General features: G+C 33.1%; 17 protein-coding genes and 1 other annotated feature. Of the genes, 1 reads left to right on the forward strand and 16 read right to left on the reverse strand.

The annotated features are described in order from the left end of the window. Window positions 1-13: 13 nt before the first annotated feature. The 6 genes from coaBC to dapF form a co-directional block, all read right to left on the reverse strand. Window positions 14-1,201, reverse strand: coding sequence for a bifunctional phosphopantothenoylcysteine decarboxylase/phosphopantothenate--cysteine ligase CoaBC (coaBC, locus tag RR539_RS00995; protein WP_332473018.1), 1,188 nt, complete (start codon window positions 1,199-1,201; stop codon window positions 14-16). Window positions 1,202-1,204: 3 nt separating this feature from the next. Beyond that, the gene (rpoZ, locus tag RR539_RS01000) at window positions 1,205-1,423 is read right to left on the reverse strand and encodes a DNA-directed RNA polymerase subunit omega (protein ID WP_332473017.1); all 219 of its coding nucleotides are present in this window, start codon (window positions 1,421-1,423) and stop codon (window positions 1,205-1,207) included. A 2-nt stretch (window positions 1,424-1,425) separates the two neighbouring features. Beyond that, window positions 1,426-2,043, reverse strand: a complete 618-nt coding sequence (gene gmk, locus RR539_RS01005; protein ID WP_442878376.1) for a guanylate kinase — start codon at window positions 2,041-2,043, stop codon at window positions 1,426-1,428. A gap of 14 nt (window positions 2,044-2,057) precedes the next feature. After that, window positions 2,058-2,333: an extracellular matrix/biofilm regulator RemA gene (gene remA / locus RR539_RS01010; protein ID WP_332473015.1), complete on the reverse strand. Its 276-nt coding sequence runs from the start codon at window positions 2,331-2,333 to the stop codon at window positions 2,058-2,060. Window positions 2,334-2,345: 12 nt separating this feature from the next. After that, entirely contained in the window at window positions 2,346-3,227 is an 882-nt protein-coding gene (locus tag RR539_RS01015; protein ID WP_442878377.1) for a YicC/YloC family endoribonuclease, read from the reverse strand. Window positions 3,228-3,350: 123 nt separating this feature from the next. Then, complete coding sequence (dapF, locus tag RR539_RS01020; RefSeq protein WP_332473013.1) at window positions 3,351-4,175, reverse strand: diaminopimelate epimerase; 825 nt, start codon at window positions 4,173-4,175, stop codon at window positions 3,351-3,353. Window positions 4,176-4,286: 111 nt separating this feature from the next. Here dapF and RR539_RS01025 point away from each other — a divergent pair, with 111 nt between their 5' ends. Beyond that, window positions 4,287-6,032 (forward strand): Rqc2 family fibronectin-binding protein, encoded by a 1,746-nt coding sequence (locus RR539_RS01025; protein WP_332473012.1) that lies wholly within the window; start codon window positions 4,287-4,289, stop codon window positions 6,030-6,032. A 40-nt stretch (window positions 6,033-6,072) separates the two neighbouring features. On the opposite strand, the gene uraA is transcribed toward RR539_RS01025, so the two are convergent. The 10 genes from uraA to RR539_RS01075 all read right to left on the reverse strand — a co-directional run bounded on the left by uraA (window position 6,073) and on the right by RR539_RS01075 (window position 16,295). Beyond that, window positions 6,073-7,347: a uracil permease gene (gene uraA, locus RR539_RS01030; RefSeq protein ID WP_332473011.1), complete on the reverse strand. Its 1,275-nt coding sequence runs from the start codon at window positions 7,345-7,347 to the stop codon at window positions 6,073-6,075. A gap of 49 nt (window positions 7,348-7,396) precedes the next feature. Beyond that, a complete protein-coding gene (pyrR, locus tag RR539_RS01035; protein WP_332473010.1) occupies window positions 7,397-7,936 on the reverse strand; it encodes a bifunctional pyr operon transcriptional regulator/uracil phosphoribosyltransferase PyrR in 540 nt (179 codons plus the stop codon). Between the two features lie 147 nt (window positions 7,937-8,083). Further along, window positions 8,084-8,998, reverse strand: a complete 915-nt coding sequence (locus tag RR539_RS01040) for an RluA family pseudouridine synthase (protein ID WP_332473009.1) — start codon at window positions 8,996-8,998, stop codon at window positions 8,084-8,086. A gap of 8 nt (window positions 8,999-9,006) precedes the next feature. After that, entirely contained in the window at window positions 9,007-9,459 is a 453-nt protein-coding gene (gene lspA, locus RR539_RS01045) for a signal peptidase II (RefSeq protein WP_332473008.1), read from the reverse strand. Window positions 9,460-9,576: 117 nt separating this feature from the next. Then, window positions 9,577-10,137, reverse strand: a complete 561-nt coding sequence (locus tag RR539_RS01050) for a TraR/DksA family transcriptional regulator (protein ID WP_332473007.1) — start codon at window positions 10,135-10,137, stop codon at window positions 9,577-9,579. An 11-nt stretch (window positions 10,138-10,148) separates the two neighbouring features. After that, on the reverse strand, window positions 10,149-10,514 hold the full coding sequence (locus RR539_RS01055) for a DUF5665 domain-containing protein (protein WP_332473006.1): 366 nt from the start codon (window positions 10,512-10,514) through the stop codon (window positions 10,149-10,151). 96 nt (window positions 10,515-10,610) lie between these two features. Then, window positions 10,611-11,384 carry a 3-deoxy-7-phosphoheptulonate synthase gene (aroF, locus tag RR539_RS01060; RefSeq protein ID WP_332473005.1) on the reverse strand — a complete coding sequence of 258 codons (774 nt, stop codon included), beginning with the start codon at window positions 11,382-11,384 and terminating at the stop codon, window positions 10,611-10,613. Window positions 11,385-11,599: 215 nt separating this feature from the next. Continuing rightward, window positions 11,600-14,386 (reverse strand): isoleucine--tRNA ligase, encoded by a 2,787-nt coding sequence (gene ileS, locus RR539_RS01065; protein WP_332473051.1) that lies wholly within the window; start codon window positions 14,384-14,386, stop codon window positions 11,600-11,602. Between the two features lie 72 nt (window positions 14,387-14,458). Next, window positions 14,459-14,657 (reverse strand) — a binding site (T-box leader). A 47-nt stretch (window positions 14,658-14,704) separates the two neighbouring features. Then, the gene (locus RR539_RS01070; RefSeq protein ID WP_332473004.1) at window positions 14,705-15,493 is read right to left on the reverse strand and encodes a DivIVA domain-containing protein; all 789 of its coding nucleotides are present in this window, start codon (window positions 15,491-15,493) and stop codon (window positions 14,705-14,707) included. A 19-nt stretch (window positions 15,494-15,512) separates the two neighbouring features. Beyond that, window positions 15,513-16,295, reverse strand: a complete 783-nt coding sequence (locus RR539_RS01075) for a YlmH family RNA-binding protein (protein ID WP_332473003.1) — start codon at window positions 16,293-16,295, stop codon at window positions 15,513-15,515. Window positions 16,296-16,300 lie beyond the last annotated feature (5 nt).

The following is a 16,300-nucleotide window of genomic DNA, read 5'->3' on the forward strand; positions in this document are numbered from 1 at the left end:
AAAAAAAGCGCTATTAGCGCTTAATTTTAAGTATTCTATCTAAAATATCATTGGAAACCTCATCCTTTGACTTAGTATCAAGTTCTTCTATACTATCCCTTGTTATAATTGTTACCTTATTAGTATCAACATTAAACCCTGAGTCATTTCTTGAAACATCATTAGCAATTATCATATCAAGGTTTTTAGATTGTATCTTCTTCTTTGCATTCTCAATTAGATTCTCTGTTTCAGCTGCAAAGCCTACTATTATCCTATTACCCTTTTTATTTGAAATCGACTTAAGAATGTCCTTATTCTTTATAAGATTAAGGGTTAACTCGTTAGAGGATTTTTTAATCTTCTGAGTAGACTCTCTCTCTAGTCTATAATCTGAAACAGCCGCAGCCTTAATTACTATATCCGCACTTTCTAGGTTATCCATAACCTTATCATGCATCTCCTTAGCTGAAAACACCTCAACAATATTAATAAAATTAGGCTTTTCAATGGAGGTTTTACCTGTAATTAAAGTTACATTTGCACCTCTATTTCTGGCAGCTCTTGCAAGTGCATATCCCATTTTGCCAGATGACTTATTCGTAATATGGCGAACAGGGTCTATATTTTCACTTGTAGGACCTGCCGTTATAAGAAGGTTTTTACCACTGTAATCCTTTTCAGTAAGCAGTGATTCAACGTATTCAACTATAACCTCTGGAGATTCCATTTTACCAATGCCAACATCTCCACAAGCAAGTCTTCCACTTATAGGATCTATAAAATTATATCCATATTCCTTAAGTATACTAATATTACGCTGATTTATCTTATTAAGATACATATTAGTATTCATAGCTGGTACAAATACAACAGGTGCTGTTGTTGCCATAATAGTGGTTGATAACATATCATCCGCTATTCCATTTGCAACCTTACCGATTATGTTTGCAGTTGCAGGTGCAACTAGAAAAACGTCTGCTCTTTGTGCTAGTGATATATGTTCAACATCAAAGCTTGAAGGCGTCTCAAACATATCAGTCGTAACAGGGTTAAGGCTTAAGGATCTAAAACTAAGTTCTGTAACAAACTCCTGGGCTGATTTTGTCATAATAACAAACACATCAATACCCTTTTTTTTAAGTCTGCTTACAATATCAAGTGACTTGTAAACAGCAATTCCACCTGTAACACCTAATACAACAGTTTTCTTCCTTGTCATGTACTACTTAATACCTTCTTTTAGTGATTCGAACTCAATCTTTCCTTGATTAATTTCAGCAACTGCAATAGTAACTGGCTTATTTGATGGTACTTGTACGTTTGGTTCTTCTCCATCAATAATGTTTCTAGCTCTTTTAGCCGCAACTACAACTAGTGAATATCTGTTTCCAACCTTGTCTAAAAGATCGATAATTGGTGGATTAATCATTGAATTACTCATAACTATTTAACCTCCTGAAATACATCTAAATCATCTATTATTCTATCTATTTTACACTTTTCTGCTCGTATTATACCTTCTATAACACTAACAGCATTATCTACAGTGTCATTAATAACTCCATAGTGGTACTTTGTTGCAAGTTTAATTTCACTAGCAGCAGCACCAAATCTCTTATTAAGAGTTTCTTCTGTTTCTGTTCCTCTACCTACAATCCTGCTTTTAAGCTCTGCAAGTGATGGTGGAAGAACAAAAATAAATACTCCATCTTTAAAAGTGTCCTTTACATTAAGGGCACCCTGAGTATCTATCTCCAAAAGTACATCATAACCCATTTCTAAAGTTTTTTCAACATACTCTCTAGGTGTTCCGTAAAAATTCCCATATACATTAGCATGTTCTAAGAACTTATTCTCACTTACCATGCTTTTAAATTTATCTTCACTTGTAAAGAAGTAGTTAACTCCATCTACTTCACCTTCCCTTGGAGATCTTGTAGTACATGAAATGGAAATCTTTAATGTTTTATTTTTGCTAAGAAGCTCTTTACATATAGTTCCCTTTCCTGTTCCTGAAGGTCCTGAAAGTACAACAAGTATACCTTTTCTCATGTTATTCACCCTATCTATTATAATTATTCATCACTTTCATCTTGCTCAGGCTCTGCATCCTTAACAACAAGTCTGTGAGCTACTGTTTCTGGCTGAACAGCTGATAATATAATATGGTCACTATCAGTTATAACAACTGCTCTAGTTCTTCTTCCATATGTAGCATCAATAAGCATTCCTCTATCCCTTGCCTCTTGAATAATTCTCTTTATAGGAGCTGACTCTGGGCTTACTATTGCAACTATTCTATTAGCTGAAACAATATTACCAAATCCTATGTTTATAAGTTTTATAGACATTTTACTTCCCCCTTATTCTATGTTTTGAATCTGTTCTCTGATTTTTTCTATTTCACTCTTTATATCAACAACAACTCTTGTTATAGTAAGATCATTTGCCTTAGATCCTATAGTATTAGTTTCTCTATTCATCTCTTGAATTAAAAAGTCTAACTTTCTTCCAACTGACTCATCAACAACTTCAAGTGAAGACTTAAGCTGAACAATATGACTTCTAAGTCTTACTGTTTCCTCTGCAATACTACATTTATCTGAGAAGAATGCTACCTCGTTTAAAAGTCTAACTTGATCAATTTCAACTTCTCCAAGAAAATCATTTAGTCTTTGAGTTATCTTCTCTCTATATTCTGCAACAACACTTGGTGATCTTTCTTCAACCTTTTCGATCATATCAAGTATAAAGTCACATCTTGAAAGTACATCATCACAAAGCTTACTTCCCTCTGCTTCTCTCATGCTAAGGAACATAGTTAAAGCTTCATTTAATGCAGTTTTAAGAACACCCCATATTTTATCAAGGTCCTCTTCTTCTTTTTCTACATTAATAACATCTGGAGCTCTAGAAATTAATGATAATGATATATTTTCTTCTATATTTAATAAGCTCTTTAGGTGAGAATATGCACTAAAATATGCATTAGCCATATTTTCGTCAACATTAATGTTAACGTTACTTTCTGATTTGTTTTCAAATGTTATAAAAACATCTACTTTACCTCTTGATACCTTTGAAGATATTTCTTTTCTGATTCTATCTTCAAGAGAATTAATAGCTCTTGGCAGTCTAATGTTAATATCTAAATATCTATTATTTACTGATTTAAGTTCAACATTAAAGCTAAGTCCTTCTAATTCATTAGTTCCTCTTCCGTACCCCGTCATACTTTTTATCAATCTCTTCACCTACCGACTTATTTATTTAAATTTGCTTTTTCAGCTGTTTTGTTTATTTTTCTCTACTTTAAAGCGTTTTCCTTCTAATTATACATAATTACACATGATTTTTAAAGTTTTATTTTAGAAATAAAACTCCCCATCACAAATAAACTGTGCAGGTCCTGACATATATATATTTCCCTCTATATATTCTATCCTAATTATCCCTGCATAAACCTTAGCATTGACTATATTTGAATTTTTGTTTTTCAGTATTCCACATACTACACTTGCACTTACCCCTGTTCCACATGCATATGTAATACCTGCCCCTCTTTCAAAGGTTCTAACCTCAATATTATCCTCATCTATAATTCTTACAAAGTTAACGTTAGTACCATCCTTATATATAGGTAGTTTCTCAATTTGACTTCCTACCCTTATAACTTCATCCTCTTGAATGTTATCAACATATACAATAGTGTGGGGTACACCAAGTAGCATAGTAGTTACCCTATACTCCTTATTATCTATTATTACAGTATAGTCTTCTATATCATCCTCTAATAAAAATCCTACTTCTTCTTTATTAAGTGAATAGTTGCCCATATTAATCTTAATAGCACCTGCAGAATTATCTACAATATCAATATATGCTGTAAGTATCCCTGCACCTGTTTCTACATTTATTATAGGTTTTTTAACTATTCCCTTGTCATATACATACTTACAAAAACATCTTATACCGTTTCCACACATTGCAGCATAACTACCATCTGCATTTATAATATCCATTCTAACATCTGCAGAGGTTGACTTTCTAACTACTAAAAGTCCATCTGCCCCAACTGAAAAATTTCTATTACACACAGTTAATGCAATCTTTGATAGTTCATCCCCATGCAAATCATTGTTTTCAATTATTATAAAGTCATTTCCAAGTCCATGCATTTTTGAAAATTTCATAACAATCTCCTAACTATATTTAATTTATGATTTCTATGTTGCGCAATTTATATTATTATATTACTATAACTTAAATAAAATAAACTAACAACAAGTAACGGAGGTAGTACAATGCCCTTTGACGGATTTTTTACTAATAGTATTGTAAATGAACTTTCATCCCTTATAGATGGCAGAATTGATAAGATTCACCAACCAACCAAGGATGAGATTATTTTATACATTAGAAAAGATAGAAAAACAAACAAAGTATTATTAACATCTAACCCATCTTTCCCAAGAGTACATATAACAGAAAATGATAAGGATAACCCACTAGTACCACCTGGATTTTGTATGGTTCTTAGAAAGCATTTAACAGGTGCACGTGTGCTTAGTGTTGACCAGGTTAACTTTGATAGAATAGTTAACTTTTCACTTGAGGGTAAAGATGAACTTGGCTACCCTATTAACTATAATTTAATTATTGAAATAATGGGCAAACATAGTAGCATAATACTAATTAATAGCGAAAACAAAATAATTGATTCTATTAAACATATAACATCAGAAACTAGTAGATATAGAACCGTTTTACCGGGATTTGAATATATATCTCCTCCTACATCTGATAAAATAAGCCCATTAAATATTAATGCTATGGAGTTTGATTCATGTATTAACAGGCATGATCTTGAACCTATTACAAAATCTATTATGAATTCCTTCCTAGGTATTTGTAAAAAATTTAGCGATGATATTGCAGGAGATATTAAAAATAAAAAGACTATTGAACTTTTAAAGGATGAAAGAGAAAATATATGTTCTAACTTTTTCTATTATATAGCTAAAACTAAAAGCCATGACTTTTCCTATAAGATATATTATAAGGATGATATTATGAACGATTTTTACTGTCTTCCTTTAAAGTCATTTGAGGGTCTTTCTAGTATAGGATATGATTCTCCATCTAAACTTTTAGATAATTTCTATGGACAAAGAGATCTTAAAAACTCTCTAAAACAAAAATATAGCGATTTATTTAAATTAGTTTCTAATTTATACGATAGAAATCTTAAAAAGATACAAATACACAAGGAAAAGCTAATTGAATGTAGTAACCATGATTTATACAAGGTATATGGAGATATATTAATGGCTAACCAATATTCATTAAGTGATGGTCTTAAAAGCGTAACTTTACAGAATTTTTATGATGAAAATTTTTCTGATATTACGATACCACTTGACGAGTCATTATCTGTTAACCAAAATGCTCAGAAGTACTACAAAAGATATGCAAAGGAAAAAAGTACAATTGATACGGTAGAGAGTCAGCTTATAGAGGCTGAGGATGAGTCTATTTACCTAGAAAACACTCTATACAATGTAGAGAATGCAAGGGATGTTGAAACCCTTGAGGAGATTAAAATGGAGCTTATTAACCTATCCTATATTAAGAAGAAGGGTAAAACACATAAAAACAGTAAAAAATCCCTTCCATATCACTATGTATCAAGTGATGGATTCGATATATATGTAGGTAAAAACAATCATCAAAATGATTATTTAACAACTAAGTTTGCAGTGTCTAGTGATATATGGCTTCACACTAAGGATATACCAGGGTCCCATGTTATTATTAAATCTAAATCTGGAAAAATATCAGATGATGCTATAGTTGAAGCTGCAAATCTTGCTGCCTTCCATAGTAAGGGTAAAAACTCAACTAACGTACCAGTTGATTATACAGAGCGTAAAAACGTTAAAAAACCATCAGGAAGCAAGCCTGGAATGGTTATATACTCAACTAATAAAACTATTTATATTACACCTGATGAAAATAAGGTTAATACATTGACAAAACTTGATAAATAAAATAAGCCCTAAGGAAATCCTTAGGGCTTTATACTTTATATTATTCGTTTGTTAACTTAAACTTCTCTAGGATTAGGAATATTATGTTGATTGAGATAGCAACTATTGTAGCTAGTCCCATTCCTGCTAGAGGAACTCCAACATTAACATGTACTCCACTTAGTCCTATTGACATAACTACTGCTGTAAGAATTAGATTCTTTGACTTTGAGTAGTCAACAGCTTGTTCTACTAGTACTCTAAGACCTGCAACTGCTATTGAACCAAATAGTAGTATACAAATTCCTCCCATTACTGGTTGAGGTATCGTTCTTATTAAAGCTGAAAGCTTACCACATACTGATAATAGTATTGATAGAGCCCCTGCTCCTCCAATAACCCATACACTGTAAACTCTAGTTATTGACATAACTCCAATGTTTTCACCGTATGTTGTTGTTGGGACTGATCCAAAGAATCCTGAAATCATTGTTGAGATACCGTCTCCCATAAGTGATCTATGAAGTCCTGGGTTCTCTTCAAGCTTTCTTCCAACTAAGTTACTTGTAACTACAAGGTGTCCAATATGTTCTGCTAGTAGTACGAATACCGCTGGTAGTATAGTTATTATTGCAACCATGCTAAACTTAGGTGTTACAATCTCTGGGAATGCAAACCATGAAGCCTTGGCAACTAATTCAAAACTTACTTCTCCAAGTCCATATGCAACTGCATATCCAACTACTACTGATATAAGAACTGGTATAACTTTCATGAAACCTCTAAACATCATTGAACCTAGTACTGCAACTGAAAGTGTTGTTACTGAAATAATAACACTATTCATGTTAATTGGTGCTTCCGGTGTTGCTATCCATCCAGCCATGTTAGCAGCTGTTGGTGCAAGCTCTAACCCCATTACAGCAAGGATAGCTCCCATAGCTGCAGGTGGGAATAATACGTTAATCCAATTTGTACCTGTCTTCTTAACAATAAATCCTACTAAAGTAAATACTGCACCTGTTGCAATAAATCCACCTAGTGCATAATCGTAACCTTGAGTAGTTATAATCGCCCCAGCTGGTGCTAAGAACGCAAAACTTGAACCAAGGTATGAAGGAATACCTGCCTTAGTAATTGCAATGTATAAAAGTGTTCCAATACCGTTAAATAAAAGTACTATTCCTGGGTCAATTCCAAATATAATTGGTACTAAAACTGATGCTCCAAACATTGCAAACATGTGTTGAAGGCTTAGTGGGAATGCCTTAATAAATGGTAGCTTTTCCCCTACGTCTACGTAGTCCTTTTTGATTTCTTCTTTTACTTGATACATAATTCATTTTCCCCCTTCTTTATTAGTCTCACAGGACTAATTTAAAAGATTATTCATTTTCGCCTATTGTAACCTTGTCCTCTCCATCCGTATCGCTTAATTCAACCTTTACGATTTCTTCGATTGATGTTGGAACATTTTTACCTACATAGTCAGCTCTAATTGGAAGTTCCCTATGCCCCCTATCTATTAATATAGCTAGCTGTACACATTTTGGTCTTCCTATATCTATTATAGCATCTAGTGCTGATCTAACTGTTCTTCCAGTGTATAACACATCATCAACAAGTATAACAATTTTGTTATCTATTGATATTGGCATACTACTGTCGTTAACCTTTGGTATGTAATCTTTCTCTGTAAGGTCATCTCTATATAAAGTAATATCTAATGTTCCTATTGGAACTCTTGTACCTTCAAACTTCTCAATATAGCTTGCAATTCTTTCAGCAAGTGGTACACCTCTTGTTTTAATTCCTACAAGTATAATATCTTCAACACCCTTGTTTTTTTCGATTATCTCATGTGATACTCTAACAAGTGCTCTGTTTATACTTTTTTCGTCAAGTAGCTGTGCCTTTACTTTCATAAATACCTCCTTGAGAACAAAAAAAACTTCTTGCGAACTGCAAGAAGTTAGTATATACCTATTATAAATAATTACTCCTTACAGCCTCACTGGACCAACTTAAAGGTTCTCATCTAAAATTAATTATATTACATTTGTAATATATTATCAAGCGTTTTTTAATACTTTTAGAATTTTTATAAAGTCAGCAGGTAATTCAGCTTCAAACTCTACATACTCACCAGTTGATGGGTGAATAAAGCCAAGCTTTTTAGCATGTAATGCCTGACCTCCAATTGAAAACTTTTGTTTCTTATATCCATAAACAGGGTCCCCAACAAGTGGAAATCCTAAATGTGCCATGTGTACTCTAATCTGATGTGTTCTACCAGTTTCAAGTCTTGCCTCGATTAAAGTATTCCTACTAAATCTTTCAATTACACTATAATGTGTTATTGCATGACGTGAATTTTTCTCTGTAATACACATTTTTTTTCTGTCTACACCATGTCTTCCAATAGGCTGATCTACTGTACCACCCTCTGTCTTTATAACTCCCTCTGTTAATGCAGTATAACATCTTGTAACAGTATGATCCTTAATTTGATTCGATAAACTTTGGTGTGCAGCGTCATTTTTAGCTACAACAAGCACTCCAGTTGTATCCTTATCAATTCTATGAACTATACCTGGTCTTATTACTCCATTAATACTTGAAAGGTTTTTACAGTGGTATAAAAGAGCATTTACAAGGGTTCCTGTATAGTTTCCTGGTGCAGGATGTACAACCATGCCTCTATGCTTATTAACAACTACAATATCATTATCCTCGTATATTATTTCTATAGGAATATTTTCAGGGGTAACCTCTAAAACCTCAGGTTCCTTTTCGAATGTAGTAACAACGTCACCTTTACGAAGCTTATAATTGCTCTTGGTTTTCACCTCATTAACTTTAATATATTCCTCTTCTATTAGTTTTTGAATCTGACTTCTTGTTGAATCCATTTTATTACTTAAGTATACATCTATTCTAGTTCCAATATCACTATCCTCAAGTAAAAACTCATTAATATTATCCATATATCCTCCTACTCATCCTTTGCGAATAAAATTGAAATAGCCATTAATCCCGTACCTATAACAACACAAATATCTGCTATATTAAATACTGGCCAATCAAATATATCTGTTATATAAAAATGAAAATAATCAATAACATATCCTAAAAATACCCTGTCTATTAAATTACCAATAGCACCACCAATAATTAAAATAATAGATATTTTTAATGTCTTAGTAAGTCTCTTTTCTTTATACAGGAAAATTATAAGTCCTATAATTACAAGAGAAGTAAGTCCTACTAATATAAATTTATTATTTTGGAACATACCAAAAGCAGCTCCTCTATTTTCTAAATATGTAAGTGAAAAAAGACCCTTTACTAATACTATATCACTTTGACCTTTAAGGGTTACATTAGCTAAATACTTAGAACCCTGATCTAAAAGTACTAAAATAAAAATCATAAGGGCATTAAACATATTATCCCCACCTTTAATTATATTACTATTAAATAATATATTACTAAGTATATGGTTTCAAGTAAAATATAATACATATAGGTTTTTAGGAATATAAAAAAGAGGCATTAGCCTCTTTTAAAACTGACTTCTATATTGCTCATTACTAATTTCCTCAACCTTTTCTACACATCCTGATGCAATGCAATCCGGTGATTGAAGGTTGATTAGGTTTTCTTCCGATTCATACGAACCACTTTCCTCAAGATCACTATACATATCATAAAAGTTCTCTAATGCCTTTTCATTAATATAGTCACTACGCACCTCATAATCTGGCATAGAATTACTTTTTGCACATGATGCACAAACATCTGTATAAGGAAGAACTTCAAGTCTTTCTCCCTCAATCATATTACTACACTGACTACATTTTTCATAATCTCCACTTTCAACCCTGTTAATAGCACTTGTAATCTTTTCTTTAATATCTTTTTCATTATTAATAAGCGCCATATCTAGTTCCTTTTCAAAAAGCTCAGTTCCAATATCTGCTGGATGGTTTGTAACCTGAGAATTTGAGGTTGATAATCCCTTATTAGTAGAATTTACCAAACTCCCTTTTAAGGAAGTAATAGTTTTTTCACTTTCTTCCATGGATTCCTGAAGTATTGCCTTTAGATCACCTTTATGAATCATAACGTCAACTCCTATCTTAGTTTAAGCTGTATTAATTCAATCATATCTGCTATAAGATCACTTACAATAGGAAGATTTAGAACTAACATCTTTTGAAGAATAAAGATTAAAATAGCTCCTAGTATTGTAAATCCAACTGCAAATCCAAGTCCCCTTGCAACACCTGCTAAAAAGTTCATCATAATCATTTTACGTGGCCTTTGCATTAAGTCAACATAATCTGCAACCCTTGCACGTACAAAATGATCTGATACTTTTTCTATTAATTTAATTTTCTCATCAAGGGTGGTCTCTTCCTTAGTATTAGATTTACTCTTTTCCTTACTTGGATTATTTTTTTTAAGAGATTTAAATCGTTTTTTGTTTTTAGATGTCATTATTAATTTCCTCCTATTATATTCTTAGCAGCTTATTACTAAATATAAGTGAAAAAAAGACCCGTAGAATATATATTATTCCATAGGTCGTAATTTTTAGTCTCTTATAAAATTATACAGCTTAACAACGTCATTATATATATCTGTAAACTGCTCTAAATTTACTGATTGTTCTCCGTCACATACAGCTTCACTAGGATTTGGATGCATCTCTATAATTAATCCATCTGCACCTGCTGCAATTGATGCCCTACTCATCGGATTAACCATATTTCTAACCCCAGTACCATGACTTGGGTCAATTATAACCTTAAGTCCTGTTTTCTCTTTAATTGCTGGAATACAGCTTAAATCTAGTGTATTTCTCGTATATGTTTCAAAGGTTCTAATTCCTCTTTCACACATAATTATATCTTCATTACCTTCAAGTGCAATATATTCAGCTGCGTTAAGCCACTCATCAAGTGTTGCTGAAATACCTCTTTTAAGAAGAATTGTATTTTTAACCTTACCGACTTCTTTAAGTAAAGTATAATTGTACATATTTCTTGAACCTATTTGAATAACATCAACTATATCAAGTGCATACTCAACATCCCTAGCATCCATAATTTCAGACACTATCTTAAGTGAGTATTTTTCTTTAATTTCCTTAAGTATATCAAGACCATCCCTACCAAGTCCTTGAAAACTATATGGTGAAGTTCTTGGCTTAAAAGCTCCACCTCTTATATACTTAACGCCAAGTTCACTTAAAAGCTTTGCTGACTTATCCATAACTTCAAAATTTTCAACTGTACAAGGTCCTGCTATAATTAATGGACCATCAGCAGCGTTGTCTTTTTTCTTAGATATTATATCAAGTGCCATTATATCACCGTAACCCTTCTCGCTTGTAAATTATAAACCCTTTATTGTGATTTTATCGCAATGCCTACTAATTCTAAACATAAATCCAGTTGTAATTATAGCTTAAATAGACTTCAAAGTAAATAAGCATGTTTTTTCCATAAAAAAATTAGGTAGCAATGCTACCTAATTTGATATTTTAAAAAACAAATATTAAAGTCTAAATATTTATATTATTATTCTACAACTGATGCACATCTAGCACATAAAGTTGGATGGTCCTTATTCTCTCCAATTGTTTTGCTAAAGATCCAACATCTTTCACATTTTTCACCTGGAGCCTGCTCTACTAGAACTGATAGACCCTTAATTTCCTCTGAGTTATAAGTCTTCTCTGATGAAAGATCTGCATTATTTGAAAGCTCTAACTGTGAAACTATAAATACAGTTTCTAAGTAATCTCTCATGCTGTTTAAGAAGTCATAAACTTCTCCTTCAGCCTTAATATATACCTTAGCGTTTAGTGAGTTTCCTATAACCTTTTCACGTCTTGCAATTTCAAGAGCTTTTGAAACTTCTGCTCTAATTTCAAGCATCTTATCCCACTTAGCTTCTAATGCATCATCACTAAAGTCTGATACAGCTGGCCAGCTTGAAAGTAGTACACTATCTGCTACATTTGAGCTTTCTTGCTTAACAAATCCCCAGATTTCTTCAGCTGTAAATGCCATAACAGGAGCAATCATCTTAACTAAAGCGTTAAGAACTTCATACATAACTGTTTGAGCTGCTCTTCTTTCTGTTGAATCTGTTTTCTCTGTATATAGTCTATCCTTAACAATATCAAGGTAGAAGTTACTCATATCAACTACACAGAAGTTGTGTATATCATGGTAAACTGCATGGAACTGATAATTCTCATATGATTCTGTTACAGCCTTTATAAGCTTTTGAAGTTTAAGCATAGCCCACTTATCAAGCTCATTCATGTTACTATAGTCAACCTTATCAGTTGATGGGTCAAAGTCTGATAGGTTACCTATCATATATCTTGCAGTATTTCTAATCTTTCTATATCCTTCAGCAAGCTGCTTAAGTATACCCTTAGAAATTCTAACATCACCCTTATAGTCTGCTGAACTAACCCATAATCTTAGTATGTCAGCACCATTTTCCTTAATAACGTCCATAGGATCAATTCCGTTTCCTAGTGACTTAGACATTTTCTTTCCTTCACCGTCAACTACCATACCATGAGTTATAACAGCCTTATAAGGAGCAAGTTCCTTAGCTGCAACTGATGTTAATAGTGATGACTGGAACCATCCTCTATATTGATCATTTCCTTCAAGGTATAAATCTGCTGGCCATGAAAGGTCTTCTCTAGCTTCAAGTACGCCTGCGTGTGATGAACCTGAGTCGAACCAAACATCCATAATATCCATTTCTTTTCTAAAGTCACTGCATCCACATTCGCATACAGTTCCCTCTGGAACTAGATCCTTTGCATCCATTTCAAACCATGCATCTGAACCCTTTTCCCTGAATATTGATGATATTTTAGCAATAGTATCTTTATTAATAATTTCTTTGTTACACTTATCACAGTAGAATATTGGAATAGGTACTCCCCATACTCTCTGTCTAGAAATACACCAATCAGCTCTATCTGATACCATGCTAGCGATTCTCTCCTCGCCCCACTCTGGTATCCATTGAACCTTTTTAATTTCTTCAAGTGCAGCATCCTTAAATCCGTCAATTGACGCAAACCACTGCTCTGTAGCTCTGAATATAATTGGCTTTTTACATCTCCAACAATGTGGGTATGAGTGGCTTATCTTATTATCAGTAAGTAGTGCTCCACTTTCTCTAATATCTTCAAGAATTGCCTCATTACCTTCTTGGTATGATAATCCTTCATACTTTCCAGCTTCTGATGTAAATCTTCCTCTGTTATCAACTGGGTTAACAACACCTAGGTCGTATTTTTGTCCAACTTCAAAGTCTTCCTTACCGTGTCCTGGTGCTGTATGAACACATCCAGTACCAGATTCTAGTGTTACGTGATCTCCTGTAATAACTAGAGAGTCCCTATCCATAAATGGATGTGCACATACTTGCCCATCAAGTTCTGATCCCATAAACTCAGCTACAACTTCTGCTTCTTCAAAGCTTAAAGCTTCCTTAACTGAATTTAACAGTTCCTTAGCAACAACGTAGTAAGCACCTTTTTCCTTAATAAGAACGTATTCAAAGTCAGGTCCTAATGCAATACCAAGGTTTGCAGGAAGTGTCCATGGAGTTGTTGTCCATATAATATAGTAAACCTTTGATAGGTCGATATTAAGTGATGAGAATACACCCTTATCTTCCTTTAGGTTAAATCTTACATAAATTGATGTTGAAGTCTTATCTGCATACTCAACTTCTGCCTCTGCAAGTGCAGTTTCACAAGAACTACACCAATATACTGGCTTAAGTCCCTTGTATATATAACCTTTTTCAGCCATTTTACCGAAAATTTCGATTTGCTTAGCTTCAAACTCTGGCTTAAGTGTTAGGTATGGATTTTCAAAGTCTCCAATAATACCAAGTCTCTTAAATTGAGCCTTTTGTCTTTCTACTTGGCTTAAAGCATAATCTCTACATTGACGTCTAAATTCAACAGAACTCATTGAATTCTTCTTAATTCCAAGCTTCTTAATAGCCATAAGCTCTATTGGAAGACCATGTGTGTCCCATCCTGGAACATATGGTGTATAGAATCCCATCATTGTCTTATATCTATTGATTATATCCTTAAGCACCTTGTTTAAAGTATGTCCTAAATGTATATCTCCATTTGCGTATGGAGGCCCATCGTGAAGAACAAATGAGTCATTGTTCTTATTCTTCTCAAGTGCTTTCTTGTATAGATTCTCGCTCTCCCACTTTTCTAATATAACCGGTTCTCTTTGTGGAAGATTTGCCTTCATGGCAAAGTCTGTTTTAGGTAGATTAAGTGTTTTACCATAATCCATCTTTTCGTTTTCCATGTATTTCCCTCCTTAAGTAAACAATTTCAGAGCAATAAAAAAGAGCAGACCACGCCCTCATGGGGCGAAATTCTGCTCGCGGTACCACCCAAATTTATAACTTCAGTAGATAACGGACAAGTAATCCGGCACAGCTTACTTAATTTCAGCCTGCAACTAAAAGGTGATTTTCAATAGGTTGAATCTGTGGGCTCTCACCACACCCCACTCTCTGCAAGATCTTCTGCTATTTACTCTTCCTCATCATTGTTTTTCCAATATTTATGCTTAATATACTACAAATAAAAAGGTATGTCAATAAAATTATGCCTGTGGTTTCTCATTTCTCTTATTGTTATACTTACCCTTACTATAATCCTTTTTATAGTCTTTTCTGTAGTCCTTTTTATAGTCTTTCTTATAACTTGGTCTTGTTTCAACTTTAACTTCTTTTTCGTTTGACTTATTTCCATTTTGTATATCTTTTGTTTCTAAAGCTTTAATTGCCTCTATTTCACCTGATATATTAATAGTGCAATCTGTTGCTACTTCCTTTTCGGCACTATTATTTTCAAGATACTCTTTTTCTTCTTTGGTAACTATAACTTTAGCCTCAACCTTCTCCTTTGAGATTCTTTCTTTTTTAGGCTCTCTGTTTAGTGATGTTTCAATTTCTATTTTTTCAACAATTTCAAGCTGGGCTTCTACCATCCCTTTAAATCTTGACTTAAAGGAATTAAACTGCTGCTTAATAAATTCATATTCCTTATTAATCTCACTAACTGTTGCTTCAGCCTTTTTAATAATTTCCTGTGCTTCCCTCTTTGCTTCACGAAGAATAATATCTGCTTCTTTTTCTGAATTATCCTTTGCTTGTTGAGCTGCACTTTGAGCTAGAACTAGAGTGTTTTGTAGAGTATTTTCCATGTTAGAATAGTGTTCTACTTTTTCCTTCAAAACTATGATCTGCTCTTTATAGTTTGCATTTGCCTTATAAATTTTCTCATAGTCTTCTCTTAGAGCATCAAGGAAGGTATCAACCTCATCCATGTCATATCCTCTAAAACCTTTTTTAAAGTCCTTATTGCTAATCTCATTAGGTGTTATTGCCAAAGTAATCCCCTCCAAATAATTATGTGTACTTAAAAATAGTCAATATTAGCCTTTCTTTCTTAGTGGTAGCAACAATTTGTCCCACCTTAGACTTTCCGAATCCTCTAACTGTTATAACATCATTTTCCGAAAGAACTTTGGAAACATCTATAGCTATAACAGAATTTATCTTAACTTCTCCCCCCTTTATAAGGGTTTGTGCCTTACTTCTTGAAATGTTATACATAGAAGCAATAACAGCATCTAATCTTAAAGAGGTTACATTAACAGATTCTTCTTTTAAAACTACTGACTTAACGTCAAGATTTTCAAGGCTAATTTCTTTTATTCTTACCCCAGAATTTTTAACTTTTGTAAGATTAATTTCTATATAGGATGAAACATCTTCATGTGCTAATACAATAGCACCACTATCAGATACAATAATATCTCCTATTTTTTCTCTCTTAATCCCTAGTGCTAATATAGAACCTAGGTAATCCCTATGTCCTACTTTTTCAAATTTTGTATTTGCGATTATTTGCAAGACCCTACATGGATATTCTAAAGTGGCCTCATATGGAGAAACTCCTGCCATATTGCGTTCAAATCCTTCATCGAATAAAAAGTCAACTTCCATTGACTCTTCGTATGCTAAATACTTTATAAATTCTTGTTCAGCAAGAGTTAAAAAATCTGTATAGAAAACATCCCATGTTTTCTTAGATAATCTCAGTTTTCCATAAAGCATAACTGCCCTATCCTTTTCAACCGAGAACCTATTCATAAGCCTATTTATATTCTTATCGTCTATAGTTAACATAATCT

The sequence above is a fragment of the Clostridium sp. genome (assembly GCF_036639235.1).
Classification (GTDB): Bacteria; Bacillota; Clostridia; order Clostridiales; family Caloramatoraceae; genus Clostridium_AB.

Bases quoted from the DNA above. Each gene is read 5' to 3' on its own strand.
- aroF (WP_332473005.1), bottom strand. From the start codon at position 11,384: ATGGCACTTGATATAATATCTAAGAAAAAAGACAACGCTGCTGATGGT.
- uraA (WP_332473011.1), bottom strand. From the start codon at position 7,347: ATGTATCAAGTAAAAGAAGAAATCAAAAAGGACTACGTAGACGTAGGG.
- dapF (WP_332473013.1), bottom strand. From the start codon at position 4,175: ATGAAATTTTCAAAAATGCATGGACTTGGAAATGACTTTATAATAATT.
- ileS (WP_332473051.1), bottom strand. From the start codon at position 14,386: ATGGATTATGGTAAAACACTTAATCTACCTAAAACAGACTTTGCCATG.
- RR539_RS01055 (WP_332473006.1), bottom strand. From the start codon at position 10,514: ATGACATCTAAAAACAAAAAACGATTTAAATCTCTTAAAAAAAATAAT.
- coaBC (WP_332473018.1), bottom strand. From the start codon at position 1,201: ATGACAAGGAAGAAAACTGTTGTATTAGGTGTTACAGGTGGAATTGCT.
- RR539_RS01075 (WP_332473003.1), bottom strand. From the start codon at position 16,295: ATGTTAACTATAGACGATAAGAATATAAATAGGCTTATGAATAGGTTC.
- RR539_RS01050 (WP_332473007.1), bottom strand. From the start codon at position 10,137: ATGATTCATAAAGGTGATCTAAAGGCAATACTTCAGGAATCCATGGAA.
- lspA (WP_332473008.1), bottom strand. From the start codon at position 9,459: ATGTTTAATGCCCTTATGATTTTTATTTTAGTACTTTTAGATCAGGGT.
- RR539_RS01025 (WP_332473012.1), top strand. From the start codon at position 4,287: ATGCCCTTTGACGGATTTTTTACTAATAGTATTGTAAATGAACTTTCA.
- remA (WP_332473015.1), bottom strand. From the start codon at position 2,333: ATGTCTATAAAACTTATAAACATAGGATTTGGTAATATTGTTTCAGCT.
- rpoZ (WP_332473017.1), bottom strand. From the start codon at position 1,423: ATGAGTAATTCAATGATTAATCCACCAATTATCGATCTTTTAGACAAG.
- pyrR (WP_332473010.1), bottom strand. From the start codon at position 7,936: ATGAAAGTAAAGGCACAGCTACTTGACGAAAAAAGTATAAACAGAGCA.
- RR539_RS01040 (WP_332473009.1), bottom strand. From the start codon at position 8,998: ATGGATAATATTAATGAGTTTTTACTTGAGGATAGTGATATTGGAACT.